This window comes from Corallococcus sp. bb12-1 (genome assembly GCF_026626765.1).
Classification (GTDB): domain Bacteria; phylum Myxococcota; class Myxococcia; order Myxococcales; family Myxococcaceae; genus Corallococcus; species Corallococcus terminator.
This window is the reverse complement of the sequence record NZ_JAPNJZ010000036.1, coordinates 124,365-151,087: the sequence shown is the minus strand read 5'-3', so window position 1 is coordinate 151,087 and position 26,723 is coordinate 124,365. Positions and strand designations below refer to the sequence as shown.

18 protein-coding genes are annotated in these 26,723 nt (G+C 71.0%); 11 read left to right on the top strand and 7 right to left on the bottom strand.

All coding sequences use genetic code 11. The annotated features are described in order from the left end of the window. Window positions 1-48: 48 nt before the first annotated feature. The gene (locus OV208_RS40360) at window positions 49-2,529 is read left to right on the top strand and encodes a WD40 repeat domain-containing protein (protein ID WP_267579309.1); all 2,481 of its coding nucleotides are present in this window, start codon (window positions 49-51) and stop codon (window positions 2,527-2,529) included. A gap of 521 nt (window positions 2,530-3,050) precedes the next feature. On the opposite strand, the gene OV208_RS40355 is transcribed toward OV208_RS40360, so the two are convergent. Both OV208_RS40355 and OV208_RS40350 read right to left on the bottom strand, forming a co-directional pair. After that, window positions 3,051-3,566 carry a hypothetical protein gene (locus tag OV208_RS40355; protein WP_267579308.1) on the bottom strand — a complete coding sequence of 172 codons (516 nt, stop codon included), beginning with the start codon at window positions 3,564-3,566 and terminating at the stop codon, window positions 3,051-3,053. Between the two features lie 73 nt (window positions 3,567-3,639). Next, window positions 3,640-4,845 carry a phosphatase domain-containing protein gene (locus tag OV208_RS40350; RefSeq protein ID WP_267579307.1) on the bottom strand — a complete coding sequence of 402 codons (1,206 nt, stop codon included), beginning with the start codon at window positions 4,843-4,845 and terminating at the stop codon, window positions 3,640-3,642. Between the two features lie 91 nt (window positions 4,846-4,936). Between OV208_RS40350 and OV208_RS40345 the strand changes: the two genes are divergently transcribed. Continuing rightward, window positions 4,937-5,719 carry a 4'-phosphopantetheinyl transferase family protein gene (locus OV208_RS40345; protein WP_267579306.1) on the top strand — a complete coding sequence of 261 codons (783 nt, stop codon included), beginning with the start codon at window positions 4,937-4,939 and terminating at the stop codon, window positions 5,717-5,719. Here the strand turns inward: OV208_RS40345 and OV208_RS40340 are convergent. Next, entirely contained in the window at window positions 5,716-6,498 is a 783-nt protein-coding gene (locus OV208_RS40340; protein WP_267579305.1) for a thioesterase II family protein, read from the bottom strand. The genes OV208_RS40345 and OV208_RS40340 overlap by 4 nt on opposite strands. A 217-nt stretch (window positions 6,499-6,715) precedes the next feature. On the opposite strand from OV208_RS40340, the gene cysD reads away from it, so the two are divergent. From cysD to OV208_RS40300, 8 genes are all read left to right on the top strand, one after another. After that, window positions 6,716-7,621 (top strand): sulfate adenylyltransferase subunit CysD, encoded by a 906-nt coding sequence (cysD, locus tag OV208_RS40335; protein ID WP_267579304.1) that lies wholly within the window; start codon window positions 6,716-6,718, stop codon window positions 7,619-7,621. Beyond that, window positions 7,621-8,886, top strand: a complete 1,266-nt coding sequence (locus tag OV208_RS40330; RefSeq protein WP_267579303.1) for a sulfate adenylyltransferase subunit 1 — start codon at window positions 7,621-7,623, stop codon at window positions 8,884-8,886. The genes cysD and OV208_RS40330 overlap by 1 nt, the downstream gene beginning before the upstream one ends. A 7-nt stretch (window positions 8,887-8,893) precedes the next feature. Beyond that, window positions 8,894-9,445, top strand: a complete 552-nt coding sequence (gene cysC / locus OV208_RS40325) for an adenylyl-sulfate kinase (protein WP_267579302.1) — start codon at window positions 8,894-8,896, stop codon at window positions 9,443-9,445. Window positions 9,446-9,560: 115 nt separating this feature from the next. Beyond that, window positions 9,561-10,631, top strand: coding sequence for a 4-hydroxyphenylpyruvate dioxygenase (gene hppD / locus OV208_RS40320; RefSeq protein ID WP_267579301.1), 1,071 nt, complete (start codon window positions 9,561-9,563; stop codon window positions 10,629-10,631). Between the two features lie 25 nt (window positions 10,632-10,656). After that, window positions 10,657-11,742 (top strand): alpha-hydroxy acid oxidase, encoded by a 1,086-nt coding sequence (locus OV208_RS40315; RefSeq protein WP_267579300.1) that lies wholly within the window; start codon window positions 10,657-10,659, stop codon window positions 11,740-11,742. 60 nt (window positions 11,743-11,802) lie between these two features. Further along, window positions 11,803-13,599 carry an FHA domain-containing protein gene (locus OV208_RS40310; protein ID WP_267579339.1) on the top strand — a complete coding sequence of 599 codons (1,797 nt, stop codon included), beginning with the start codon at window positions 11,803-11,805 and terminating at the stop codon, window positions 13,597-13,599. A 48-nt stretch (window positions 13,600-13,647) separates the two neighbouring features. Then, window positions 13,648-17,739, top strand: a complete 4,092-nt coding sequence (locus tag OV208_RS40305; protein ID WP_267579299.1) for a TOMM system kinase/cyclase fusion protein — start codon at window positions 13,648-13,650, stop codon at window positions 17,737-17,739. Between the two features lies 1 nt (window position 17,740). Continuing rightward, window positions 17,741-18,157, top strand: coding sequence for a BMA_0021/BMA_0022 family TOMM bacteriocin (locus tag OV208_RS40300; RefSeq protein ID WP_267579298.1), 417 nt, complete (start codon window positions 17,741-17,743; stop codon window positions 18,155-18,157). Window positions 18,158-18,197: 40 nt separating this feature from the next. On the opposite strand, the gene OV208_RS40295 is transcribed toward OV208_RS40300, so the two are convergent. The 4 genes from OV208_RS40295 to OV208_RS40280 are packed head-to-tail and all read right to left on the bottom strand — an operon-like array spanning window position 18,198 to window position 24,912. Beyond that, the gene (locus tag OV208_RS40295; protein ID WP_267579297.1) at window positions 18,198-19,592 is read right to left on the bottom strand and encodes a SagB family peptide dehydrogenase; all 1,395 of its coding nucleotides are present in this window, start codon (window positions 19,590-19,592) and stop codon (window positions 18,198-18,200) included. Window positions 19,593-19,602: 10 nt separating this feature from the next. Beyond that, window positions 19,603-20,760 (bottom strand): amidohydrolase family protein, encoded by a 1,158-nt coding sequence (locus OV208_RS40290; protein WP_267579296.1) that lies wholly within the window; start codon window positions 20,758-20,760, stop codon window positions 19,603-19,605. Between the two features lie 3 nt (window positions 20,761-20,763). After that, a complete protein-coding gene (locus OV208_RS40285) occupies window positions 20,764-22,713 on the bottom strand; it encodes a radical SAM protein (RefSeq protein ID WP_267579295.1) in 1,950 nt (649 codons plus the stop codon). Window positions 22,714-22,725: 12 nt separating this feature from the next. Next, a complete protein-coding gene (locus OV208_RS40280; protein WP_267579294.1) occupies window positions 22,726-24,912 on the bottom strand; it encodes a TOMM precursor leader peptide-binding protein in 2,187 nt (728 codons plus the stop codon). 173 nt (window positions 24,913-25,085) lie between these two features. Here OV208_RS40280 and OV208_RS40275 point away from each other — a divergent pair, with 173 nt between their 5' ends. Beyond that, entirely contained in the window at window positions 25,086-26,675 is a 1,590-nt protein-coding gene (locus tag OV208_RS40275) for a S53 family peptidase (protein WP_267579293.1), read from the top strand. Window positions 26,676-26,723 lie beyond the last annotated feature (48 nt).

Sequence of the window (26,723 nt, the reverse complement as noted above, 5' to 3'; positions counted from 1 at the left end):
GGTCGCCGCGAGAATGCGTCCCCCCGCACCTCGCGGCGAAGGCCCCCCATGCCCCAAGACCTCGCATCCCTCACCGAGCTCTCCACCCTCGAAGCCCTCATCGACGCCGAAGGGGTGGACGGGCTGCTCGCCGCGCTCGACGACGCGCTCGCCCGGACGCCCGCGGACACGCGCGTGCTGCACGAGGACGGCCCCACCGTGGGGCCTCGGACGCTCGGCGTGCTGCGCAAGGCCGTCACCCTCGACGCGGACTTCCTGCGCGAGCACCCCGAGGCAATCTTCCAGTGCCTCTACAACCGGCTGCGTTGGTACGACGCGCCAGACGCCGCGCGGCACTTCTCCGTCACGGGCCAGGGCCCCTGGGACGACCCGGAGGCGCACCTCCACCAGCTCGCGGCTTGGTGGCGACGGCAGCGCGAGTCCTCCGGCGGCGCGCCCTGGGTGGAGTCCCTCCTGCCGCTGCGTGGCGCGCTGGAGGGTGCCGACGTGTACCTCTGGCACGAGTCCCAGGTGTTGTGCGCGGCCTTCGATGCGACGGGGACGCGGCTCGCCACCGGCTCGTACACCGACGGCTCGCACGCCGACGGCAACAACGTCCACGTCTGGGACGTGGCGACGGGCAAGCAACTCCGGGTGATGGAGGGCCACGAGATGGAGGTGCGCGGGATTTCGTGGAGCCCGGATGGCAAGCAACTGGCCTCGGGCTCCAGGGCGCATGAAGCGCGCGTCTGGGACGTGGAGACGGGAGAGCACCTGCACCTGTTCCGCCGTCAGGAGGGACAGGTGACGTCGGTGGCCTTCAGCCCGGATGGCACGCTGCTGGCGGTGGCCAACCTCGGCTGGCTCATCCACCTGTATGACCTGAACACGGGTGAGAAGGTCCGCACGCTCAAGGGGCACCAGCAGTCCGTGCTGAGCGTGGCGTTCCATCCCTCGGGGCGCTGGCTCGTGTCGGGCGCGTCGGACGACACGGTGCGCGTGTGGGAAGTGGCCACGGGCGAGCAGGTGGCGCGGTTGGATGCGCAGCGCTCCGTGAGCACCGTGGCCTTCAGTCCGGACGGCGAGTGGCTCGCGTGGGCGGACCTCGACGACGTCGGCGTGGCGGAGACGAAGACCTGGCAGCGGGTGCGCGGCATCCAGGGGGGCTCGCGCTACTCCCACGTGCAGTGGCTGGGGACCTCGCGGCTGGGCCTCTTGGGGTACGACCGGCTGGAGGTGCTGGACGTGAAGGACGGCGCCTCGGTGTGGTCGCGTCCCTATTCATCGGACGGGCACGAGCGCGGCGCGGCCTTCTCGCCGGACCTGAAGCACTTCGCGCTGACGGCCGTCGATGGCGGTGTGCTGCTGAGCCAGCTCGATGCGCCCACTCCCCCCAGACTCCTCTCCGAGCAGCACCGCGTGAAGCACCTGTGGGGACGGGCCGAGGGAGCCCTGGCCGTCGCGATGCGGATGGATGGCATGCTCGTCATCGATGCCCAGGGCCACGTACGCGAGCCACCGCCCGAGGCCAATGCATCCAACCTGCATGCCTGGCGCTTCAGCGGGAACGACGCGCTGGCCGCCTATCCCGTCACGAGCTACCTGGAGGACGGGTGGCGACGGGGCATCCAGTTGTTCGACCTGGCACGCCTCGCACCGACGATGGAGCTGACCGGGAAGCCGCTGGAGGGGCGGGATGCGTCCAGGAAGATGACGATGAAGCAGGTCATGACCTTCTCCCCGGACACGACGCTGCTCGCGGGGACGTTCGAGCTGGGCGTGGTGCGAGTGTGGCGCGTGGCCGATGGCCAGTTGCTCCACACACTCAAGGGCCCCGAGGCCCCTGTCACGATGGTGGAGTTCACCCCGGACGGCGCCTACGTCGTGTCGGGCCATGAAGAGCCCTCCCGGCTCCAGGTGCACGACGTGAAGACGGGCCGGCTTGTGCTCGACACGCAGGCCTTGATGAAGCCCGCGGTGGCCTACACGGCGGCCGCGCGCGTGCCGCGCATCGCGGTGGGACGGGCCTCGGGTGAGCTCGAACTCTTCGACCTGACCGCGGGTTTCCGGCGCGTGCTCCAGGTCTCCGAAGAGCCGGTCATCGCCGCGAGGCTCTCCGAGGATGGCCTGCGGGTGGCCGTGTGCACACTGGACGACCGGGTGCGCCTGTATGAAGCGGACACGGGGCGGCTCATGTACGAGGTACAGCACCCCGCGCTGCCGTTCCTGGTGGCCATGGAAGGGGAGGTGCTCGTCACCCGCTCGGATGACCAGAAGACGCGCTTCTTCGACCTCGCCACGGGGGCGCCGAGAGAGGTGCTCGATGGTAACGCGGAGCCCGATGAGGTGACGCGCCGCGCTTACTGGGAGGTGCTCAGCGACGAGCCCGTCGCGTTCCATCGCCGGATGGACACCACGCCCCTGGCGCGCTTCCACGACTCGCTGGAGGAGACGATCATCCTGCGTGACAGGCTCGTCGTGGCGCGCGGACTCACCGTCCCGGACTTCCTCTATGTGCTGAAGCTCCACGACGCCTCGGGCGGAGCCTGAGGCCCGGAGTCACTGGCAGCCCAGATGCCACTGGCGCTCCACGCCGTCGAGCCACACACGAGGCTCGGCGGCCCTGCGCATCAGCCTCCCCCGCGGACCGCGGCCTTGATCCTGCTGCGGCGACTCGGCCACTGCCCGCTTTGCCTCCGTCACATCCACGCCCGCGCTCCTCCTCTCGGGCCGTCACGCATCTGATCAAGTAGTACTAGGGGTAAGGACAGGAGTTCAGTCCTGGAATGCGGGGTGTGATTGTGACAGGGATTGATGGGTGCGGGCTCTTGTGAAACACGGTGTCTGGATTGATGAGGGTTTGTTCCCGTCTCACCTTGGGTGGGCCGTGAATCCGGTGTCTGGGATTCGAGTAGCAGCCCATGACGCGTTCGAAGTCATTGCCGTGGCGGGAGCAGGGGTTGGCGTGGTGACGTCAGCCGGGCCCTGCTGCACATCGCCACGCACCAGGGAGCGACGGGCAGTGCTGCCCCCGCCCGGGTGAGCCCGCATCCTGCGTCCGTGCAAGCGCCTCAGGTGCCCGTGATTTCGATGGTCAGGGGCAGGGAGAGGGGAAAGGGCACGACGTCACTGCAGTCGAGGCTGTACGTGCCGGAGAGGGTGGCGTGGATCTTCGCGCCTGACTCCCGGCCGCCGGTCCCCTGGGTGACGTTGAGCTGGACGGAGCAGGACCCTGCTTCGCCTTCCTCGCCTTCGGTGGGAAGCGTCAGGTCGCAGGAGCCGGGGTTCACCTTGAAGGTGAACTCGCCCGTCATGGCTCCGGTCAGGTCGCAGTCCAGGCCGAGCACGGCGAAGCCCAGGTCCGTCTTGGAGTTCGCCGTTTCGCTCACGACGAGCAGGGTCTCGATCGGCTCGGTGGCTTCGGGAACCCCGGTCACGATGAGGTTCAACTGGACGGCGTGGGCGCCCGACACATTGGAGCGCGTGTCCTTGAGCTCCGGCTTCGTGTCGTCGTCCTCCCCGCCGTCGCAGGCGGTGCAGAAGAGGCAGAGGGCGGCGGCGGACGTCAGGGCAAGCGTACGGAACATGGGGCGATCTTCTTTCGGGAACCGGAGGAAGTACATCGGGCCGCCGGTGTGGACGCGACCCGTCCATCGATATTCAGACAGATCCGGCGCGAGGCAGCGCCTGGGCCCGGGCCAGGTCGCGTGCCAGCTCCGCTTCCCGTGTCTGTCGTTGGGCCGGGGTGGGAAAGGTGATGGCCGCCAGGGATTCGACCGCGGCCGTGGCGATGCGGTCCACGCCGTCGCGGGACACGACGCCCGCGTGGAAGGCCTCCACCGCCGCGCCCACATAGGTGTCGAAGAAGTAGACGTGCTGGGCGCGCCACTCGTCGCGCTTCGCCTCGGGCGTGGCCACCACGTCGTGGATGAACACGGCGCGCACCGCCTGGGGTTGGGCGGCGCGCATCCGGGCGCCGAACTCCACATCCCCCTGGCCGCTGTCGCCCACGAAGACGAAGCCGTATTCGGGGAAGAGGCGGGAGTACTGCTCGAAGTTCTCGAACTTCTTCTGCGCGATGCGCGTGTTGCCCACGAGGTGGAAGAAGCTGCCGGAGAGCATCACCGCCAGCGGGACGCCGCGCTCGCGCAGGGACTCCAGCGTGGCGTTCTCGATGAGGCCCAGCGGATCCTGTGGCCGCGCGCTCACGAAGGTGAGGTCGCCGGAGCGGCCCGGGATGATGCCCGGTCCCCGGTCCAGCTCCGCGTAGAACGCGAGCACGCCCGGGTACACCGTCTTGGACGGGTAGCGCTTGTCCACCCAGTTGGCGAAGAACGTGTCGTCAATGTCGCTCAGCACCTTGTTCTCACCGCTGGGGACAGCCTCCGCTTCGCGCTGGAAGTGGGCGAGCAGCTCCGCGCGCAGGGCCGGGTCGTCCACGTCGTCGAACACCAGATGGGGCAGGTCGTGGTATTCGCCGCCCGCGTCGAGCAGGTTCTTGAACGCGGTCAATTCCCGGCCCTTGAGCCCGAGGAACAGGTCGCGCAGCCGCCGCTCCGCCTGCGCGCGCGTGGCGCCCTTCTGGAGCGCGGTGGCCAGCGACGCGCGCACCGGCAGGGACAGCTCCGGCGCGCGGTGCGTGCACAGCAGCTCCAACAGTTCGGTGTGGTGGTCCGGGCCCACCAGCCGGTCATCCAGGTCCGACAACAGGCGCACGAGGTCCACGTTGGACAGGAGGAAGTTCAGCTCCTCGCCAGTGGCGCCCCGCAGCAGGTCGAGGATGCGGCGCTCGTCGTCCCGGTCCGTATGGCCGGTCATGTCCTTGCGCAGCGCCTGGAGCTTCGTCGTCGCGATGGACAGATCCACTGGAACTCCCCCGGTCCGGGCCCGGCATGGACCCCTGGTCCGCGAAGCGTACACCGTGACATGCGCGGTGGTTCCTGCTTCCCTTCCGGGCATGACGGCGTCCTCCCCCTTCAAGCCCCTGGAGCTGCGGCCCGACGAGGTCCATGTCTGGCTCGTCGAACCCGAGCGCATCGACGACCCGCGCCTCCTGGCGGCCTACCTGCCCCTGCTGGATGTGCAGGAGCGTGAGAAGCAGCGGCGCTTCCACTTCGAGCGCCACCAGCGCCAGTACCTCGTGTCGCACGCGCTGGTGCGCCTGACGCTGTCGCGCTACGCGCCCGTCGCGCCGGAGGCGTGGCGCTTCGTCCCCAACGCGTACGGCCGTCCCGCCATCGTCGGCCCGGAAGGGCAGTGGCTGCGCTTCAACCTGAGCCACACCGACGGCATGGCGCTCATCGCGGTGGGCCGCGACGTGGACCTGGGCGCGGACATCGAGGACGCGCAGCGGCCGGGGGAGACGGTGGAGATCGCCGACCACTACTTCGCGCGCACGGAGGTGCAGGCCCTGCGCGCCCTGCCCAAGGAGCGCCAGCGGGCGCGCTTCTTCGAGTACTGGACCCTGAAGGAGGCGTACATCAAGGCGCGCGGCGCGGGCCTGTCCCTGCCGTTGGATCAGTTCGCGTTCGACCTGGTGCCGGGCCGGATGCCCGCCATCGCCTTCGACCCCCGGATGGGGGACGTGCCGGACGTGTGGCAGTTCGTGCAGCACCAGCCGTCCGAACGCCATCAGGCGGCGGTGGCCTTCCGCCGGCCCCGGGGGGGCGCGCTCACCGTGCGCTGGCAGCACACCGTGCCGCTCGCGGGGGACTCCCCGCCGAGCTTCGTGACCGTCTAGGGGACGGCCGTCATCCAGCGCGTCAGGTCCTCACGCACGGCTTCCAGCACCGGCTGCCCGTGCGTGCGGATGAAGAAGTGGCCTCCGTCAAACTGGCGGATGCGCACGTCGGCGGTGGACTCGTCGCGCCAGTGCTCGATGAGCCCCGGGCCCACGTGCTTGTCCGTCCTGCCGCCGTACACGGACAGCGGGATGTCCAACTTCGCCGTGTCCTTTCCGTCCCCGGTCCACGCGAGCCCGAAGTCCGCGCGCAGCGTGGGGAGGATGAGCTCCAACAGCTCCTTGTGCTGGAGGACCTCCTCCGGCGTGCCCTCGTAGTCGCGCAGCTTCGCGATGAAGCCCACGTCATCCAGTTGGTGGATGGGGTCCCGATCGTTGTGGGACGGCGGCGGCGCGGCGGCCGCGATGAAGCCCAGGGGCCGGGGACCGCCCTGGGTGCGCAGCCTCCGGGCCACCTCCAGGCCAATGCGCGCGCCCATGCTGTAGCCGAACAGCGCGAAGGGCCGGTCCATCAGCGGCAGCAGCACCGGCATCAGCGCGTCCATCAGCTCCGGCAGCGACTTGTAGGGCGGCTCCATCAGGCGCCGCTCGCGGCCGGGCAACTGCACCGCGCACAGCTCCACGCCCGCGGGCAGGGCATTGGCCCACGGCGTGTAGATGGCGGCGCTCCCGCCGGCGAAGGGCAGGCAGAACAGGCGCAGGCGAGGCTCCGGCAGCGGCTTGCGGGACGGAAACCAGCGATCAGGGGCGGAAGGACTCGGAGGGGGCGCGCTTCGCATGGGGCGGCCGTCTATACCATGCGCCCCCGTCCGGGAACGGCTTCCCGCACCCGGCGTGGGGGCCGCCAACCGCGGGCCGGGCATGCCCGGGGACACCGCCGTCCTGACAGGTAGGACGGTGATGTTTCACCGCCTGTTTTCACGGGTCGCATCCGCTGTGTTCCCGGTGGGAGCGGGCCTCCGGAAGGCCGCTCCGGCTGTGCTACCTTTCGCGCCCGTGAGCTACGCGCTTTCACATCTGGAGGTGTTGGAAGCCGAGTCCATCTTCATCATCCGGGAGGTCGCGGCGGAGCTGGACCGGCCGGTGCTGCTCTTCTCCGGCGGCAAGGACTCCGCGGTGATGCTGCACCTGGCGGTGAAGGCCTTCTGGCCGGCGCCGCTGCCGTTTCCCCTGATGCACGTGGACACGGGGCACAACTTCCCGGAGGTCCTCCAGTATCGCGACGAACGCGTGGCGGAGCTGGGCGCGCGGCTCATCGTCGCGTCCGTGCAGGACGCCATCGACGCGGGGCGGGTGACGGAGGAGAAGGGCCCGCGCGCGTCGCGCAACCGCTTGCAGACGCAGCCCCTGCTGGGGGCCATCGAGCAGCACGGCTTCAACGCCGTCCTCGGCGGCGCCCGGCGCGACGAGGAGAAGGCCCGCGCGAAGGAGCGCGTGTATTCCTTCCGCGACGAGTTCGGCCAGTGGGACCCGAAGAACCAGCGGCCGGAGCTGTGGAGCCTCTTCAACGGCCGCCACCGAAGGGGCGAACACCTGAGGGTGTTCCCGCTGTCCAACTGGACCGAGCTGGACGTCTGGCAATACATCGCGCGGGAGGGCGTGGCGCTGCCGTCCCTCTACTCCTCGCACCGGCGCGAGGTGTTCCTCCGTGACGGGATGCTGATGGCGGCATCGCCCTTCCTGCCCACGCTGCCCGGCGAAACGGTGACGACGCAGGCCGTGCGCTTTCGCACCGTGGGCGACATGACGTGCACCGCGTGCGTGGCGTCCACCGCGTCCACGGTGGAGCAGGTCCTCGCGGAGCTGATGGCGTCGCGGGTGACGGAGCGCGGTGCCAGCCGCGCCGACGACAGGTTCAGTGACACGGCGATGGAAGACCGCAAGCGCGAGGGGTACTTCTAGTGGAGCTGCTGAGGCTCGCGACCGCGGGCTCCGTGGATGACGGCAAGAGCACCCTCATCGGGCGGCTGCTGTTCGACACGAAGTCCCTCCGGGAGGATCAGCTCGCGGCGGTGGAGCGCACCAGCCACGCGCGGGGGGACGAGTACGTCAACCTGGCGCTGCACCTGGACGGGTTGAAGGCCGAGCGCGAGCAGGGCATCACCATCGACGTGGCGTACCGCTCCTTCGCCACGGCGAAGCGCAGGTTCATCATCGCGGACACGCCGGGGCACTGGCAGTACACGCGCAACATGGTGACGGGCGCGTCCACGGCGGACCTGGCGCTCATCCTGGTGGATGCGCGCAAGGGCGTGCTGGAGCAGACGCGGCGGCATGCCTTCATCGCGTCGCTGCTGCGCGTGCCGCACCTGGTGCTGTGCGTGAACAAGATGGACCTGGTGGACTACGACGCGGGCGTCTTCGAGCGCATCCGCGAGGAGTTCCGCCAGTTCTCCATGAAGCTGGACGTGTCGGACCTGTCGTTCATCCCCATCTGCGCGCTGGGCGGGGACAACCTGGTGACGCGTTCGGCGAAGATGCCCTGGTACCAGGGGGCCACGCTGCTGCACCACCTGGAGAACGTGCACATCGCGTCCGACCGCGACCTCATCCACCTGCGCTTCCCCGTGCAGGGCGTCATCCGGCCCGCGTCCGCGAAGAAGTTCCACGACTACCGCGCCTGCACCGGCCAGCTCCTGGGCGGCGTGATGCGGCCGGGCGACGAGGTGAGGGTGCTGCCGTCCGGCTTCACCACGCGCATCAAGGCGCTGGAGTTCGCGGGCAGGCCGGTGGCGGAGGCGTTCCCGCCCATGTCGGTGAGCGTGTTGCTGGAGGAGGAGCTGGATGTCAGCCGCGGCGACATGCTGTGCCGCCCGGGCAACCCGCCCACCGTGGGACAGGACATCGACGCGATGGTGTGCTGGCTGTCGGACCAGACGGTGCTCGACACCGGGGCTCGGCTGGCCATCAAGCACACCACCCGCGTGGCGCGCGCGCTGGTGAAGCAGCTGCACTACCGGCTGGACGTCAACACCCTGCACCGCGACGAGCAGAGCCCCGGCCTGAAGCTCAACGAGGTGGGCCGCGTCACGCTGCGCACGACGGCGCCGCTCTTCTTCGACGCGTACCGGCGCAACCGGGGCACCGGTGGCTTCATCCTCATCGACGAAAGCAGCAATGCCACCGTGGGCGCCGGGATGATCCACGGCCCCGCCGTGGAGAGGTAGGCCGCCCATGCGACCGCGTCCAGGCTTCATCCTCTGGTTCACCGGCATGTCCGGCGCGGGCAAGAGCACGCTGTCCACGGAGGTGCTCCGCTGCCTCGCGCCCGTGCAGCGCGTGGAGCTGCTGGACGGGGATGAAGTCCGCACGCACCTGTCCCGAGGGCTGGGCTTCACCCCCGAGGACCGCGAGGAGAACGTCCGGCGCATCGGCTACGTGGCGCGCCTGTTGGCGAAGCACGAGGTGGGGGTCCTCACCGCCGCCATCTCCCCGTACCGGAGCTCCCGGGACGAGGTGCGCGCCCTGGCCACCGGGGCCGACATCCCGTTCCTGGAGGTGTACGTCCACGCACCACTGGACGTGCTCATCACCCGGGACGTCAAGGGCCTCTACAAGAAGGCCCTGGCAGGAGAAATCCTCCACTTCACCGGCGTGTCGGCTCCCTACGAACCGCCGGAATCGCCCGAGGTGGTCGTCCGTTCCGACGCTGAGACGGTGGCGTCTGGTGTGGAGCGCATCCTCGGTGCATTGAGGGTGCGCGGACTGCTGGCCAACGGGGCCTGAGAGGATCCGCTGTGGACGGAATCAAACGTGTCAGAGGGCTGGGATAGCATTCCCGTCTTCCCCTGATTCGTTTATCATCCACGCAATTTTGATTTCACCGGGACGGGTCTAAATCATGTTTTTCGATGATATCGAGTACGTTGAGCTGTTCGTCGCCGACGTCTCGACCGCGTCCGGTTTCTACATGGGCAACCTGGGGTTCCGGCGGGTGGCGCAGGGCGGGCCGGAGACGGGGCTCGTGGGGCGGCGTTCCGTGCTGTTGCAGCAGGGGACGCTGCGGCTCTTGCTGACGCAGGGGCTGGAGGCGGGGGATGCCCCGTCCACGTTCGTCGAGCGGCATGGGGACGGCGTCCGGGACATCGCGCTGCGCACGACGGACGCGGTGGCGGCGTTCGGGCACGTCACGCAGCGCGGGGCCCAGCCGCTGCGCGAGCCGGTGGTGGGGAAGGACGGCGCGGGGCGGCGCATGCTCCAGGCGACGGTGGCGACGGTGGGCGACCTGGTCCACTCTTTCATCCAGTCCGACGCGCCGGTGGGCGCGTTCCTGCCGCCGGGCCTGGTGCCGAGCGAGGCGCCGGTGCTGCTGGACTCCGAGCCGCTCTCCGGCCTGGACCACCTGGCCATCTGCCTGGAGCCGGGCACGCTGGACGCGACAGTGCGCTTCTACGAGCACGTCTTCGGCTTCCGGCAGTCCCACCAGGAGGTCGTGCACACGGCCGCCAGCGGGATGAACTCCAAGGTGGTGCAGAGCCTGTCGGAGCGCATCTGCCTCCCGCTCCAGGAGCCGCTGTCCAAGGAGAACCCCGGCCAGATTGGCGAGTTCCTCCGCCGCAACGGGGGCCCGGGCGTGCAGCACCTGGCGTTCCTGACGCCGGACATCGTGGGGTGCGTGAGCCAGCTGCGGCAGGGCCTGTCGTTCCTGGAGATCCCGCCAGCGTACTACGAGCGGCTGGAGTCGCGGCTGGGCGCGCTGGCGTTCGACCTGGAGCCCCTGCGGGAGCTGGGCATCCTGGTGGACCGGGACAAGTGGGGGACGCTGCTGCAGACCTTCACCCGGTCCTCGCATCCCCGCCAGACGCTGTTCTTCGAGGTCATCCAGCGCCAGGAAGCGCGCGGCTTCGGAGGGGCCAACATCCGCGCGCTGTTCGAGGCGGTGGAGCGCGACTACGCGCGAGCCCAGGCGTAAGCCGGGCCCCGCGCCCTGGAGTCCCATGCGTCCCCTGTGCCTGGACGAGTACGAGCAGCAGGCCCGCGAGAAGCTGCCCGCGGATGTCTTCGACTACGTGTGCGGCGGCAGTGATGACGAGTGCTCGCTGCGCGACAGCCGGCGGGCCTTCGACGCGTGGTGGCTGCGGCCCAACGTGCTGGTGGATGTGTCCCGCTGCGACACCTCCGTGAGCCTGTTGGGCACGACGCTGAAGCACCCGCTGGGCGTGGCGCCCATGGCCTACCAGTGTCTGGCGCATCCGGACGGCGAGGAGGCCACCGCGCGCGCCGCCGGGGCCCACGGAGGGCTGATGGTGGTGAGCACCATGGCCAGCCGCTCGCTGGAGGACGTGGCCCGCGCGGCCTCCGGGCCGCTCTGGTTCCAGGTGTATTGCTTCCGCGAGCGCGCGGTGACGACGGCGCTGATCCGCCGCGCGGAGGCCGCGGGCTACCGTGCGCTGGTGCTCACGGTGGACACGCCCCGGCTGGGGCGGCGCATGCGGGATGTGCGCAGCGGCTTCGGCCTGCCGGCCCACGTGCGCGCGGCCAACTTCGACACCGGCGTGAGTCAGGCGCTGGCCACGCGCGCGCCGGGTGAGTCGGGCATCGCGGCCCACGCGGCGCGGGACTTCGACGCGTCGCTGACGTGGGAGTCGGTGGCGTGGGTGCGCTCGGTGTCGCGGCTGCCGGTGGTCCTCAAGGGCGTGCTGACGGCGGAGGACGCGGAGCGCGCGGTGGCGGCGGGCGTGGACGGCCTCATCGTGTCCAACCACGGCGGCCGGCAGTTGGACGGGGCCCTGCCTCCGCTGGAGGCGCTGCCGGAGGTGGTGGCGGCGGTGCGCGGCCGGTGCGAGGTGCTGGTGGACGGCGGCATCCGCCGGGGCACGGACGTGCTCAAGGCGCTGGCGCTGGGCGCGAAGGCGGTGCTGGTGGGGCGCCCGGTGTACTGGGGGCTCGCGGCGGGAGGAGAGGAGGGCGTGGGACATCTGCTCTCCTTGCTGCGCGAGGAGCTGGAGCTGGCCCTGGCCCTCTCCGGACGGCCCACGCTCGCGTCGCTGGATGCGTCCGTGCTGCGGCGCCGCGCGCCCTGACGCGGTGGGCCGCGGGGCTTTTCGGTTAGGCTTTCACCCCGGAGGGGGTCCGCCTTGCCGATGCTCGTCTACAATCCAGGGCAGCCGGATGAGCTGTCCTATCCGCTGGGGGACGTGCCCCTCACCATCGGCCGCGCCGATGATCAGGTCATCTGCATTCCCCACCGCAGCCTGTCGCGCCAGCACGCCCGCATCGAGCGCACCGACGGGCGCTTCTTCGTCACCGACCTCCAGAGCAAGAACGGCACCTTCGTCAACGGCGAGCAGATCCGCCGCAAGGAGCTGCGCCCCGGTGACACGCTGACCCTGGGCGAGCTCGTCTTCCTTCTCACCCGCGACGCGCCCCCGGCCGTGGCGCCGGGCACCCCGGGGGAGGCCTCCTCCGACGAGCCGCGTCCCCAGCTCACGCGCGCGCTCACCCGCGTGCCGTTGAAGACGCTGGTGCAGGCGGTGCCTGGCCCGGAGCAGTCCGCGTCGGAGGCGGCGATCGCGGCCACCCGCGCCAGGGAGCGGCTGCGCATCCTCCAGGAGGTGGCGAAGCTGCTGTCCGTCACGGACGACTTCGACACGCTGCTGGGCAAGGTGTTGGACCTCGCCTTTCAAATCCTCCACGTGGACCGGGGCGTCATCCTGCTCCTGGATGAGCAGAGCGGGAAGCTGGAGCCGCGCGTGTCGAAGACGGCGGAGGGCACGCCCGTGCGCGGGCCCATCTTCAGCCAGAACATCGTGGACTTCGTCCTGCGCCGCAGCGTGGCCGCGCTGTTCTCCGACGCGGTGAACGACCCCCGCCTGGACGCGACCGAGTCCATCATCTTCAGCTCCATCCGCGCGTCCATGTGCGTGCCGCTCAAGCCCCGGGACGAGGTGATGGGCGTGCTGTACGTGGACAACCTCTCCACGCCCAACCGCTTCTCCGAGGACGACCTGGACTTCCTCGTCGCGTTCGCGGGACAGGCGGCGCTCGCGCTGGAGAATGCCCGGCTCTACCGCCGCATCGAGCAGGAGACGGTGCAGCGCATGCAGCTCATCATGGACGCGAAGCTGGCCTCGCTCGCGTCGATGGTGGGCGGCATGGCGCACGAGCTGCGCAACCCGCTCAACTTCATCAGCAACTTCGCCGGCCTGTCGGTGGGCCTCACGGAGGACCTGGCCCAGGTGATGGCGCCCCAGCGCGAGACGCTGGACGCTGCCTCCGTACGCGACGTGGACGAAGCCCTGGACTGCCTGCGCACCAACGCGAAGAAGATCAACGAGCACGGCCGGCGCGCGGACTCGCTCATCCAGGGGATGCTCCAGCATGCGCGGCGCTCACCAGGGCCTCGCGAGTCGGTGGACCTGAACGCGCTGGTCGCTGAGAGCATCGCCCTGGGGCAGGGCGGCGTGCGCGGCGAGCCCATGCCCGTCCGGCTGGACGTGGAGTACGACCCCGCCGTGGCGAGCGTGGAGCTGGTGCGCGCGGATGTGGGCCGCGTCATCATCAACGTCGTGGACAACGCGCTCTACGCCATGCGCCAGAAGTGGGCCGCACAGGGGGCGGGGTACGTGCCGGTGCTCAAGGTCCGTACCCTGGCCCGGCCGGAGCAGGTGGAGGTGCGTTTGCGCGACAATGGTCCGGGCATCCCCGCGGCGAGCGCGCAGAGAATCTTCGACCCCTTCTTCACGACGAAGCCCCCGGGGCAGGGGACGGGGCTCGGGTTGTCACTCAGCCATGACATCATCGCGCAGGGACACCAGGGCACCTTCCGCATGGAGACGGTGCCGGGCGAGTTCACGGAGTTCGTCATCACCCTGCCTCGGCGGGGGGGACAGGTCGTCCGGCTGGCGCCCTCGCAGGGGGCCGGCGCGGCACGCGGTTGAGACGCGGTGGGCAACAGTGCGTGGCACGGGAGCGCGATGAAGAACCCCATGGATCCCAACTTGCTGGAGGCCTTCGAGGGCCGCTACGAGCTCTTGTCGGAGCTGGGGGAAGGTGGCTTCGGCCGCGTCTACAAGGCCCGGCAGGTGACCACCGGCCAGAACGTGGCGGTGAAGCTGCTGCGGCTGACGGAGGGCGCGACGCCGGAGTCGGTGGAGCGCCGCAGCGCGCGCTTCGAGCGGGAGATGAAGCTGTGCGCGCAGATGCACCACCCGAACATCGTGCGGCTCATCGACTCCGGGCGGGCGCAGGGCGGCGCTGTCTACTCCATCTTCGAGTTCGTGCCGGGCAAGAACCTGGCGCAGGTGCTGGCCGAAGAGGGCGTGCTGGATCCGGTGGAGGTGCGCCACCTGATGCTGCAACTGCTGGACGCGCTGGCGTGCGCGCACGCGCAGAACGTGGTGCACCGCGACCTGAAGCCCGCGAACATCATGGTCGTGCCCACCGGCGCGCGCCGCAATGCGCTGGTGCTGGACTTCGGCATCGGGTCGGTGACGGATGAGCTGACGCGCGCGGAGCCGCAGCCGCGCATCACCTCCACCAACGAATCGCTGGGCACGCCGTCGTACGCGGCGCCGGAGCAGCTTCGCGGCCAGGCGCCCACGCCGCGCTCGGACCTGTACGCCTGGGGGTTGGTGTTCCTGGAGTGCCTCACCGGCAAGCGCGTCTTCGAGGGCGCCACCGTCGCGGAGGTCATCTTCCAGCAACTGTCCTCGGAGCCGGTGCCCCTCCCCGCGTTCCTCGCGGCGCACCCGGTGGGCAAGCTGCTCCAGCGCGCCACGGCCAAGGACCCCGCGCAGCGCACCGTCTCCGCGGAGGTGCTGCTGCGCCAACTGGAGGCGGTGGACCTGTCCAACCTGCCGCGTCGGGCCGCGCCCGTGCGCATCCAGCCCGCGTCCCCCAACGCGGAGACGGCGACGGTGGAGCTGAGCAGCCGCACGCCCAACGCCCTGTCCACGCGCGCGCGCCGGTGGGCGGAAGGCGAGCGCCGGCAGCTCACGGTGGTGTGCTGCACGCTGTCCGCCACGGCGACGGCGCCGGGCCCGGTGGACATCGAAGAGCTGGACCATGTGCTGGGCGCCCAGCAGGAGGTCTGCATCGAAATCGCCCGGCGCTACAACGGCCACATCGCCAGCGCGCTGGGCGACATCGTCCTCTTCTACTTCGGCTATCCGGCGGCGCGGGAGGACGACGCCCGCCGCGCGGCGCAGGCGGCGCTGGACATGGTGGCGGAGGTGCAGCGCCGGGGCCGCGCGATTGAAACCGAGCGCGGCACGCGGGTGGAGATCCGCGTGGGCCTGCACACGGGACTCGTGGTGTCGCGCGAGCAGCGGGACCCGACGCTGTCCGGGCTGGGCTTCGTGGTGGGCACCACGCCGAAGCTGGCCTTCCGCCTGAGCACGTCCGCGCCCCCGGGCGCCATCCTCCTCACCGGCGACACGCAGCAGCTCGTGCGCAAGCACTTCCCGCTGGAGCCCGGGCCCACGCCCGTCCATGACCTGCTGCCCCCCGGCCTGGAGACGTTCGTACTCCAGGGCGCGGACGCGACGTGGAGCGGCACGGAGGTCGCCCTCTCGCTGGTGGGCCGCGCCCGGGAGTTGGATCTGCTCCTGTCGCGCTGGGAGCAGGTGCGCACGGGGCAGGGGCAGGCGGTGCTCGTCACCGGCGAGCCGGGCATCGGCAAGTCGCGCCTCACGCGTGAGCTGGGCGACAAGCTGGGCGTGGATCCCCACACGTGGCTGGAGGCCCGCTGCACGGCGGACAGCGCAAGCCAGGCGTACTTCCCGGTGGTGGACCTGCTCTCGCGGATGGTGGACCCGAACCGCGACCTGTCGCCCGAGGGCCGGCTGACGGGCCTGGAGGCGCTGCTGTCCGGCTACAGCTTCGATCTGGCGGAGGCGATGCCGCTGTTCGCGCCGCTGTTGTCCCTGCCGCTGCCGCCGGAGCGCTGGGCCCCGCTGGACGTGTCGCCGCTGAAGCACCGGGAGCTGACGCGCAACGCGCTGCTCGCGTTCCTCGCCGCGCTTTCGGAGCGTCAGCCGGTGGTGCTGGCGCTGGAGGATTTGCACTGGGCGGACCCATCCACGCTGGAGCTGTTGAAGGAGCTGGTGGCGGAGGTGTCGTCGTCGCGCCTGTTCGCGGTGTTCAGCGCGCGTCCGGAGTTCGAGCCGCCCTGGCCCTCGTCGTCGGTGATGCAGGTGCAACTGGGCGCCCTCGCGCGCGCGGAGGTGGAGCGACTGGCCGCCGCCGCCGCGGGCGGTCCGCTCTCCGCCGAGGCGCTGGAGGAGATCGCCTCGCGCACGGACGGCATCCCGCTGTTCATCGAGGAGCTGGTGCGCACGTTGCTGGAGTCCGGCGCGCTGGTCCAGCGCGAGGGCCGCTTCGCGTTGGAGGTGGGCAAGGGCAGCCCCGTGGTGCCGGGCACGCTGCGCGACCTGCTCGTCGCGCGGTTGGACCGGCTGGGCCGAAGCAAGGAGACGGCGCAGGTGGCGTCGGTGCTGGGCCGCGAGCTGTCGCATGAGCTCTTGCGCCACCTCAGCCCGCTGACGCCCGAGGCGCTGGACGCGGACCTGGAGCGGCTGGTGGGCGCGGGCCTGCTGCACCGCAAGCGTCGGCCCAAGGGGCCCGTGTACCTCTTCAAGCATGCGCTGGTGCGCGACGCGGCCTACGACTCCATGCTCAAGCGGCACCGGCAGCAGGTGCACGCGAAGGCGGCGGTGGCGCTGGAGGAGCACTTCCCGGAGGTGGTGAACGAGCGGCCGGACCTGCTCGCGCACCATTTCGCGAGCGCCAACCTCAAGCGCAAGGCCATCGTCTACGCGCAGAAGGCCGCCTTCGCCGCGCTCATCCGCTCCGCCTACGTGGAGGCCATCCTGTTCTCCCGGCTGGGCCTGTCGTGGCTGGACGCGATCGACGACCCGTTGGAGCGCGCGCAGTTGGAGCTGGGCCTCAACGGCGTGCTCGCACCCGCGCTGATGTCCACGCAGGGCTGGCGCTCGCAGGACCTGCGCACCGTGGCGGAGCGGTCGCTGGAGCTGCTCTTCACCGTGGGGGAGAGCCCGTACGCGGCCCCGACGCTGTGGGTGCTGTCCATCTACTACCACCTGGGCGGCGACCAGCGCCGGGTGCGCGGCCTGTTGGACAGGTTGGTGGCGCTGGCGCAGGCGTCCGGGGACGCGGGACAGGAGGCGGTGGCGCTCACCATCCTGTCCAACATCGAGCTGTTGGAAGGCCGCCTGGGCGAGGCCAAGGCGAAGGCGGACCGGTGCGTCGCGCTGTTCGACCCGGTCGCGCACCGAATGCACCGCATCCTCTACGGGCAGGACACGCGCGTGGGCGGTGAGGTGGTGCTGTGCCGGGCGCTATGGCTGCTGGGCTTCGCGGACCAGGCGAAGGCGCACGGCGAGGCGGCGGTGGCGTGGGGGCGGGAGCTGAACCACGGCACCAGCATTGGCCTGTCGTTCATCTACCTGCTGATCATGGCGCAGGAGCACGGCGACCGCGCGGAGGTGACGCGGCTCATCTCGCGGCACGCGGAGCTGTCGCACCGCTACGGGCTCGCGGAGCAGTCCGCGTACGTGGGCATCCTGCGCGGGTGGGCGGCGAAGGACCTGGAGGCCATGCGACGGAGCGTGGCGATGCGCGAGGCGTTCGGCACGGAGATGGATCAGCCGGTGTACTACGGCATGCTCGCGGAGCTGGAGCTGGAGCTGGGCCACGTGGACGCGGCGCTCGCTTCGGTGGAGCGCGGACGGGAGCGCGCGCGGGCCCTGGGTGAGGGCTACCACGAGTCCAGGATGCTGCGGGTCAAGGGCCGGGTGCTGCTCGCGCGCGATGGGGGCACGGCCCTGTCCGCGGAGGCGTGCTTCCGGCAGGCGGCGGAAGTGGCTCACGCGCAGGGCGCGCGGATGCTGGAGCTGCAGGCCGTCACCGCGCTGGCGCGCCTACTCCAGACGTCGGGTCGGCAGGAAGAGGCACGGCAGCGGCTCCAGATAATCTACAGTACCTTCACCGAGGGGCTGGGAACGCCGCCCGTCATGGAGGCCCGCGCGCTGCTGGAGGCGCTGGGTGGAGACTGCTGACATGAGCAAGAAGAAGCCGGAGTCGAAGGCCGCGCCCACCAAGGCCCGCCCCGTGGCGCGCAAGCCGTCCTCGCCGGGGATGAGTGCGAAGGCCACGGTGAATGACTGGCAGTCGGTGTGGATGCGCGCCGTCGCCCTGGCGTGGAAGGAGCCTTCCTTCGAGAAGGCCCTGCTGGCCGACCCCCGTCGGGCGCTCAAGGAGCGCTTCGACTTCGAGATGCCCGCCGCCATCCAGCTCAAGGTCGTCCCCGCCACCGGCACGGATGCGGCCGCCTCCAACGAATGGAAGCTCGGCGGCGCGGAGGTGGAGCTGCCCCTGCCGAAGAAGCCGGCCAACGTGGCGGACCATGCCGTCGCCCTGTCCAGCCTCACGGACACGTACAACCGTTCGCACTGCTGCGGCAGCCCCTGCTGCTGAGCCCGGCCCGGCGCCCGCGTCCCCTGGCCCCTTGAAGGGCTCAGGGGGCCGGCGTCGAGCCTCCGGACACCGCGAAGGCGCCCACGGACGCCTCCGCGAAGCCGTCCACTCCGGCCACGCGCTGGAAAAGGTCCGGGTCGCTGCGTCCCAGCGCATAGGGCCGCAAGCCCAGCGCGGTGGACACCAGGTAGAGCGTCTGCACCAGCGCTCCGGTGTCCTGCAACACCAGCGAGTACGCCAGCGTTTCGTACTTCCACGCGAGCCGGGGCACGCGCGCGGCCACCACCATCAACACCTCCGGCCTGTCGAAGGGCTCCACCGGCGAGCGCGCTTCGTCCAGCAGCGCCTGGAACTCCTGCGTGGGGCCGCTCAGCTTCTCCAGCCGGTGGCCCAGCGGCTCGTAGTGGTACACGCCCGGAGGCAGGCCCTGGCACTCGCCGACGAGCGGGTACAGCTCCAGCGCGTACGCCGCGCCCGCGCCGGGGTAGGGCCGGTCGGTGATGTCGCCGTCGAGCGTGCTCCTCACGTCGCGCACGCGCGCGGCGCGGTAGAGCATCTCCCCCAACTGCCGCACCGTGAGCGGGGTGGCGCCCCGGCCCCGGAGGCTGCGCCGGTTCTCCAGCACCTCGGTGAAGGACATGTCCCCGGTGCGCAGCGCCTCCATGTCCGGGCGGTACAGCTCCACCGACTCCTGCGCGACGGACGGCTTGAGGGCGGGCGGGTTGGGCAATTCCCCCCGGAAGCGGTAGGTGGCGCCCGCGCGCGTCTGGTGGCCCCAGCCGCGTGAGCGCAGGTGGAAGAGCAGGTCGTGCGGCTCCCACTGGCGCAGGGCGGTGAGCGTGGCCTCCGACGCCGGCACGTCCAGTCCGTCCGGCACCAGGATGCCCGTCTCCGCCAAGAGGCGCACCAGCTCCCGCAGCGTCACGGCTTCGATGCCGGTGTTGAACTGGTTGAGCCGCGCCAGCTGCGTGGGGCGCGCCATGTCGAACAGGAGCGACACCACGCGCCGGTCATGCAGCACCGCCGTCGCGTGCACGGTGGGACAGTCCAGCACCGCGTGTCCCGCCGCCATGCGCGTGTGCGCGAAGCGGGACAACTGCAGCGGCACCAGCGCGTCGAACGTCGCACGGCGCCGCAGGAAGGACGCGGAGGCGGGCGTCAGCGTCATGAGCAGGTTGCCGCGCTCCTCCACCGTCCACGACAGCAGGCCGCCATCCCCGGCCAGGTCCAGCCAGTACCACGCGAGCGACGCATCCGAGCCCGCGGCGGCCGGCACCTCCGTCTCCTGGATGCCTCCGTCCGCGAGCGATTCGAAGACGGCGCGCACACCCGGGGCCAGCAGGCCCAGCCGCAGTGAGCGACCTTGACCTTCCACGCGCGCGTCCTCCGCTTCGAGGCAACGCAGCGTGACGCCTTCGGCGAGCGACAATCTCATTCGAGCGGCCTCACGGTTCCCCACCGTAGAACCGGGTCGGGTTTTCCCAGAGAACCTTTCGTAGACGACTTTCGGGTATCCGGTCACGCAAGGACAGCAGGGAACCCAACACGTCCTCCTCATGGTCCAGATGTGGGAAGTCGCTTCCGAACAACAGTCGCTCTTCCGGAAGATGTCGCATCATGTCAGGCAGGTAGGGCTCATCCGGCTCCAGGGTAACGAAGCAGTGTTGGCGCAGGTAGGCGGATGGAGGTTGTCGGATGGTGGCGGAAACTTCGGCACCCACGGCGCGGTACTCCTCGTCCAGGCGCCAGGACCAGTAGGGCAACCAGCCACATCCGGCCTCCATCGCGCCGATGCGCAGGGCGGGGTGGCGCTCCAGCACGCCGCCCTGGAGGAGCGCGAGCAGCCCCATCATCAGCTCCATCGGGTGGGCGCAGGCGTGGTTGGCGAAGCGCGTGTCGAAGCGGTCCGCGCCCGCGGACGGCACGTAGACATGTCCACTTCCGTGCAGCACCACGGCGATGGAGCGGGCCTCGCACTCGGCCCAGAACGGCGCATAGGCCGCGTCGGACAGGAGCCGGCCGCCAATGGGGTTGGGCCGCACCATCACCGCGCCCCAGCCGAAGCCCGCCACGCGCCGCACCTCCGCCACCATGGCCTCCGGTTCGTGCCGGCTGATGAGGCCCACGCCGCGCAGGCGCTCGGGGTTCAGCGCGCAGAAGCCGTGCAGCCACGTGTTGTAGACGGACGCGAAGGCGGAGGCCACGCGCGGCTCCAGCGGCCAGAAGCCCTCCAGCAGCAGCGCGTAGGTGGGGAAGAGCGCCGCCCGGTCCACGCCCGTGCGGTTCATCTCCGCCAGGTACACGTCCGGCCGCGCCAGGAGTTCATTGCGGCCCAACTGCTGGTACGAGCGCGCGGAGAACTGCAACCAGGCGCGCTCCGGCATGTGGTTCCACAGCGGCTTGCCGTCCACCTCCGGCAGGGGCTGCACGGGCAACAGGCCCTGGGGGCCCAGCCGCTCCAGCCGCTCCTGGAGGGACTCGTCCGGGAGGCGTCCCGGCCGGGGCGCGTGCTTGCGCAGCGCGGGCTCCAGGTGCTCCGCCCACAGGCTGAGCGGTTCCACCACGTGACGATCCGCGTCGAAGATGGGAAGGCCGTCACGCATCGCTCACCGTCCCCAACTCGCGAGCTCGTCGCGAACGTCCTTGAGCAGTGCTTCCAGCAGGCCCGTGCGGCGGGCCTGGGCGCGCAGGGCCTGGTCCTCGTCGGCCTCCATGGCGCCGGGATGTCCGCCGCGCGCCGCCACCGCCGCGTCGCACAGCTCGCGCAGGAACTCGTGGTGCTGCGGCTCAATCGTCTGGAAGCCCTCGCCCCAGCGGGAGACGAAGTCCACCAGCACCTCGCGTGACGCCTCGGGCACGTCGCGGCGGTCGGGCAGGTCGCGGCTCAAGCGCACGTACAGGTCCGGGAACACGTCGCGCATCGCGGTGGCGAAGGTGGCGGGCACGTAGACGGGCTGCGTGTCCGGGATGAAGTCGCCCTTGCGCTCCGCGTCCAGCACGGCGTCGAAGTCGGTGAAGAGGCGCTCGTGCCGGCGGCGCTCGTTCTGGTTGCGCGCGAGGAAGAACACCGTGCGCGGCAGCATCGTGGGCGCGGTGCGGCGCACCTCCCGCAGCGTGTCGCCCACGGCCGTGCGCTCGTCGGTGCTCAGGGCCCACGCGTCGGTGGCCTCGCGCAGGAAGCGGTCGGTGACGGCCTCCGGCCACTCCGGCTCCACCACCTGGGGCGGACGCTGGATGCCGGCGATGAAGCCCCGGATGCGCTCGCAGGCCGCATCCCACGTGGACAGCCGCTCCACCAGGTCGCGGAACCCTTCGAGCAGTTGGGGCCGCGTCATGCCCAGGGGCATCACGTTGAGCACGATGGCGCCCCGGTCTCGCGAGGGCGCTTTGCGGGGCGTGGCGAGCCGGCCTTCCGCGCGCAGCCGCGTCCACAGCTTGGTGCCGCGCGGCGCCTGGAGGGGCGCGACCACCACCCACGGCAGGTGCGAGCGTTGGATGTTGGCGTGCAGCGAGTCGAACACCGCGGGCGTGTCGTGGTCGAACCCGACGATGAAGCTGCCCCGGGGACCGATGCCGTACGCTTGGATCTTCAGCAGGTCGCCGATGAGGTCCGCGCGCACGTTCTGGTGCTTCTGTGCTTCCTTGAGCGCGGCGGGGTCGAAGGATTCGATGCCGAGCACGACGGTGTAGAAGTTGGCGTCCGCCATGCCTTCCAGCAGCGCCGCGTCACGGCTCAGGTTCATCGTCACCTGGGTGAAGAAGCGCAGCGGGCGGGGCAGGGCGCGGTTGAGGGGCACCAGCCCCGCGAGCACCTCCTTCGCGTAGCCCGCGTCGCCGATGAACTCATCGTCCGCGAAGAACACGCCCTGCGCGCCGAGCGCCGCGTGGCCGCGCACCTCGTCCAGCACCTGGGCCACCGGCTTGTGCCGCTGCTTGCGGCCGTACAGGTAGATGACGTCGCAGAAGGAGCAGTCGAAGGGGCAGCCGCGCGTCGTCTGCACGGAGCCCCAGGCGTAGCGCGGGAAGTCCGCCGCGATGCCGTCCCAGCGCGGCGGAGGGCTCTCGCTCATCGCGGGCTTGTCGATCTGCCGGTACTCGGGCGCGTATTCGCCCTGGAGGTAGTCCGCGAGGAAGCGCGGCCAGGTGCGCTCCGCTTCGTTGACGAAGAGCGCGTCGAAGAAGCCCCGGTAGTCCTCCGGCGCGGCGGATACGGCGGGGCCTCCGGCGACGACGGTGGCGCCCCGGTCGCGGAAGAAGCCGCCCAGGAAGCGCGCCTGGTAGGTGAGCGCGGAGTACATCACCGACACGCCGACGATGTCGTAGTCCTCAAGCTCCGTGTCCACGCGGAGCTGTCCGTGCAGCTCCTCGTCCCAGATGTCCACGGTGAAGGTGTCGGGCGTGAGCGCCGCGAGCGTCGCGCAGGCCAGCGGCGTCATCGTCGCGCGCTTCACCAGTCCGCGCTCGGGGTCGAAGTCCTCCGTCTCCCGGTCGACGTGGCGTCGGTCCGGTCCGCACTGGACGAGCAGGATGCGGGGCTTGGGAGGGGAGGGCGACACGCGGGGGAGCGCTCAGAAGTAGAAGGGCACGGGGTTGAGCTGCGCTTCGGTCAGTGGCGCGGACAACCAGCCCATCCGCACCGGCACGTCATACAGCCGGCCGGGGCCCAGGCGGGGCCAGAAGTGTCGCAGGCCCGGCACGATGACCTTCACCGCCGACATGCCCACATCCGGACGCCCCTGGTCCACCACCAACACCTCCAGGCCCGCGCGTGCCGCACGCGCGACGCACTCCGTCACGTCCTCACGCAGGTCGTCATGCCACACGCGTGGGAAGTCGGAGCGGACGCGCACCGGGGCCGCTTCGTCGGGGAAGAGCCACGTGGGGTCCGCGTGCGCGCCCATGTCCCAGGGCGACGCGGACGTGTCCTTCGGGTCGTAGCACTGGGCCACTTCCGTGAGCGCGCGCTGCACGGCGAGCTTCGCGTCGAAGTGACAGCCGCACCCGGCCCAGGCCCGCCCGCGCTCCGGGGACCACGCGAGCGCGGCGAACACCGGGATGCCCAGATCCTGCGTGAGGTCGAGCACCCACAGCCGCAGCCCCAGCGTCCGGTAGTGCGCCTCCACCGACGTGAACCAGGGCTCGTCGAAGCTTTGCAGCTCCACCCGCGGACGGCGCAGGCGGTTGTACCACCAGAGCGCCACCGCATCGCGCTCCACCAGCTCCAGGAACCCCTGGAGGATGGCCTCCTCCACGCAGTTGCCGGCCGCGTTCCCGTTGGAGTTGAAGAAGCAGAAGGGGCCCTGCGCGGGCGTGGGCGCGAAGAGGTACGCGAACGACGTGGGCACGTACCGGCGCGCGCCGTGCGTGAGCGACCACGCGGGGCTCCAGTCCATCGGTTGATCCGCGTAGGGCCGGGGCACCGCGGTGCGCGCGTCGCGGTGGGGTGTTGCTCCGTCGGGCCGCTTCGCGAACTGCGCGGCGCTGAAGTGCTGGAGTACGTCCGGGAGCACGGCCTGCGTTCCCAGGGACGAAGCGGTGGCGTGGACGCGGGGCTCGTCGCCCTGGAACACGGCGCTGTAGCGCTCCAGGGCCTCGCCCAGCGCGCCCGCGCGGGCCTGGGCCTCGGTGCGGCCCTTGCCGCTGGCCACGCGGTGGAAGTCGTCGGAGGCCGGCGCGTCCGTCCAGGGACACACGCGGAAGAGGGCGGACTGGATGTGGCCCAGCGGCGCGTCCCCCGGCACCGCGCGCAGGTCGCTCACCACGCCCGTCACCGGGCTCACGAGGTGGCGGTGGCGCTCCCAGGTCTCCTCGGGAGTGAGGACGCGGTGCCCGCCATCGTCGGTGAAGCGCTTGGGGCGCGAGGCCAGCTCCAGGGGCTGATGGGCACGCGTCGCCATCCAGGTGGGGTCGCCGCAGTCCGGGCACTGGGGACGCCGCGTCACCGCGTGCGAGTCCAGCTTCCAGGTGGCGAAGTCGAGCGTCCACAGCCGCGTGTGCCGCGCCTCCTGCGTGTCTGCCTCCACCACCCAGCGCGCCACCAGCGTCGCCGCGAAGGACAGCCCCGCCTGCGCCGTCGTCGGCAGTCCGGTCCGAGCGGGTCGTGTCCCCGCGCTCCGTCGCGCGAGGTACTGCTCGATGGGGCGGTTGCCGCGCAGTCGCGAGGTGAGGCACGTCCAGCACGCGCCATCTCCGGGGGCGAACACCGGGCCCGCATGGCAGGCGGTGCCCACGACCTTCACGGGAAGGAACGCGGCCCCGGCGCTCCGGGCCGCTCGCGCGAGTGCGAGCGCCTCAGGTGACAGGTAGTCGTCCACCAGCAGGACGTGGCGGGCCGCGTCCTCGCGCACGTCCAGGCCGGTGTCGCGCAGGGCGTCCACCAGCCGCTCGGCGTCCTCACCCGCGACGGCGCGCACGGCGACGGGTGTGTCCAGCAGCCGTCGGGCCGCGTGCGCCGCGTCGATGCCCAGCGACTCCCAGAAGCCGGCGACCTCCGCGTCGAACACGTCCTCCGCCTCCTCCACGTGTCCACGCTCCTCCAGGAGCGACAGCACGTAGAGCACCTCCGGCGCGGAGACCTGGCCCTCCAGCGCGGCGACGACCTGGGCCACGGTGCGCTCGCCGTCCAGCAGGGGCACGACGCTCGCGTGCGCCACGCCCTCCAGCAGGAACTGGGCGCGCTCCCCGACGAGGAAGACGCGCCGCGCATCGAGCGCCTCGGCGCGCAGGTGGGGCTTGAGGCGGAGGACTCGGTTCATGGGCGGGCACGCGAGCCTACCTGTCACGCGTGGCGGTGGATACGACCCGCGGGGGGCGTGGAGAGGTGCGTGGTAGAAAATCGCGCATGGCCCGTCCTCCCCCGGCGCAGCGCGAGCGAGCGTCTCCCTTCCCCTTGCCCCTTCCCCTCCGGGTCCGTGCCCTCGAGGGCCCCGTGAAGGTCACGCTGCTGCTGCGCCCTGGCGTGCCCCTGCCGACGGTGGAGCAGTTGTGCGCGGTGCCCCCGAGCCGTCCGCTCACCCATGAGGAGTTCGAGGCGAAGTACGGCACGGCGAAGAAGGACCTGGCCGCCGTGGAGCGCTTCGCGAAGGCCTTCCGCCTGCGTGTGCTCTCCGTGCAGCGCGACCGGGGCTTCGTGCGCCTGGAAGGCTCGCCCGCCGCGATCCGCAAGGCCTTCGGTGTGGACCTCAAGCACTACCAGCAGGGCAAGCTGTCGTTCCTGTTCCACACGAAGCGCCTGGTGCTGCCGCGCTCCCTGCGCGGCGTGGTGGAGTGGGTGTTCGGCCTGGACACGCGCCCCCGGGTCACCCACAGCTCGGCGTCCCTGCCCGTCCCCGTGGAGCAGCCGGCGCAGTCCGGGCTGCGCTCGTATCCGGCAGCGCAGGTGGCGCGCCTCTACCGCTATCCCCCGACGCAGGGCGCGGGCCAGTGCGTGGGCATCATCGAACTGACGGGCGGCTACCGGACCTCGGACCTCACCGACTACCTCTCCTGGATGGGCGTGACGCGCGAGGCGCCGGTGAACGTGGGGCCCAACACGCCTGGCGCGGGCGTCAGCGCCAACGCGGAGGTCACCCTGGACGTGGAGCTGGTGTCCGCGGTGTGTCCCCAGGCGCGCGTCGTCGTCTACAACGCGGGCTCCAAGGACTACTCGCTGGACGACTACCATCGCGTCTTCGCCATGGCGATCAGCGACCGGACGAACCGGCCGTCGGTGCTGACCAGCAGCTGGTCCTTCTACGAAGGCTCCCTCATCCAGCCGGAAGAGGAGGCACCCTTCGAGCGGCTCTTCAAGGAAGCGGCGCTCCTGGGCATCACCGTGTGCGCGGCCTCCGGGGACCTGGGCTCGCAGGTGCCCGTGCAGGGCGGTTCACCCACGGACGCCATCACCGTGGCCGCCCCCAGCTATCCCGCCGCGAGCGCGCTGGTGCTGGGCTGCGGCGGCACGACCCTCCAGTCCGACGGGGACCGCATCGTCCACGAGCAGGTGTGGAACCGCCTGGGGGAAGCCATGTCCATGGGCGCCCTGGGCTTCACGGTGTCGGCCGGCGCGAGCAGCGGCGGGGTGAGCACGATGAACGCGCTGCCTGCGTACCAGAGCGGAATGAACGTGCCCGTGCAGGTGCACACCTCCTGGCAGAGCGGAGTGTTCAAGATGGTGTCGAGGACGCCGGGGCGAGGCGTGCCCGACGTGGCGGCCAACGCCGACCTGCACACCGGCTATCAGATCGTCTTCAAGGGGCAGCGCGGTGTCGCCGCGGGCACCAGCGCCGCCTCACCGATGTGGGCCGCGCTCCTCACCCTCATCAACGAAGGGCTGGGGACGCGCGTGGGCTTCCTCAACCCCCGCCTGTACGCGCTGGTCGGCCAGGGGGAGCGCGTCGTCAACCGCATCACCCAGGGCGGCAATGGCGCGTACTTCGCCAGCGAGGGGGCCGTGTGGAACGCCTGCACCGGCCTGGGCACGCCGGACGGCGAGGCGCTGCTCGCGGGCCTGCGCAAGCTCCAGGGCCGCGAGGCCTGACGGACGCGAGCCGTCGGAAGGGGGCGGCGGTTTTTCGCGGGCTGCCCC

Coding starts and splice junctions, on each gene's coding strand:
- OV208_RS40295 (WP_267579297.1), bottom strand. CDS start 19,592: ATGAGATTGTCGCTCGCCGAAGGCGTCACGCTGCGTTGCCTCGAAGCG.
- OV208_RS40310 (WP_267579339.1), top strand. CDS start 11,803: ATGCTCGTCTACAATCCAGGGCAGCCGGATGAGCTGTCCTATCCGCTG.
- OV208_RS40280 (WP_267579294.1), bottom strand. CDS start 24,912: ATGAACCGAGTCCTCCGCCTCAAGCCCCACCTGCGCGCCGAGGCGCTC.
- OV208_RS40305 (WP_267579299.1), top strand. CDS start 13,648: ATGGATCCCAACTTGCTGGAGGCCTTCGAGGGCCGCTACGAGCTCTTG.
- cysC (WP_267579302.1), top strand. CDS start 8,894: ATGCGACCGCGTCCAGGCTTCATCCTCTGGTTCACCGGCATGTCCGGC.
- OV208_RS40290 (WP_267579296.1), bottom strand. CDS start 20,760: ATGCGTGACGGCCTTCCCATCTTCGACGCGGATCGTCACGTGGTGGAA.
- OV208_RS40360 (WP_267579309.1), top strand. CDS start 49: ATGCCCCAAGACCTCGCATCCCTCACCGAGCTCTCCACCCTCGAAGCC.
- OV208_RS40355 (WP_267579308.1), bottom strand. CDS start 3,566: ATGTTCCGTACGCTTGCCCTGACGTCCGCCGCCGCCCTCTGCCTCTTC.
- OV208_RS40300 (WP_267579298.1), top strand. CDS start 17,741: ATGAGCAAGAAGAAGCCGGAGTCGAAGGCCGCGCCCACCAAGGCCCGC.
- OV208_RS40315 (WP_267579300.1), top strand. CDS start 10,657: ATGCGTCCCCTGTGCCTGGACGAGTACGAGCAGCAGGCCCGCGAGAAG.
- OV208_RS40340 (WP_267579305.1), bottom strand. CDS start 6,498: ATGCGAAGCGCGCCCCCTCCGAGTCCTTCCGCCCCTGATCGCTGGTTT.
- hppD (WP_267579301.1), top strand. CDS start 9,561: ATGTTTTTCGATGATATCGAGTACGTTGAGCTGTTCGTCGCCGACGTC.
- OV208_RS40345 (WP_267579306.1), top strand. CDS start 4,937: ATGACGGCGTCCTCCCCCTTCAAGCCCCTGGAGCTGCGGCCCGACGAG.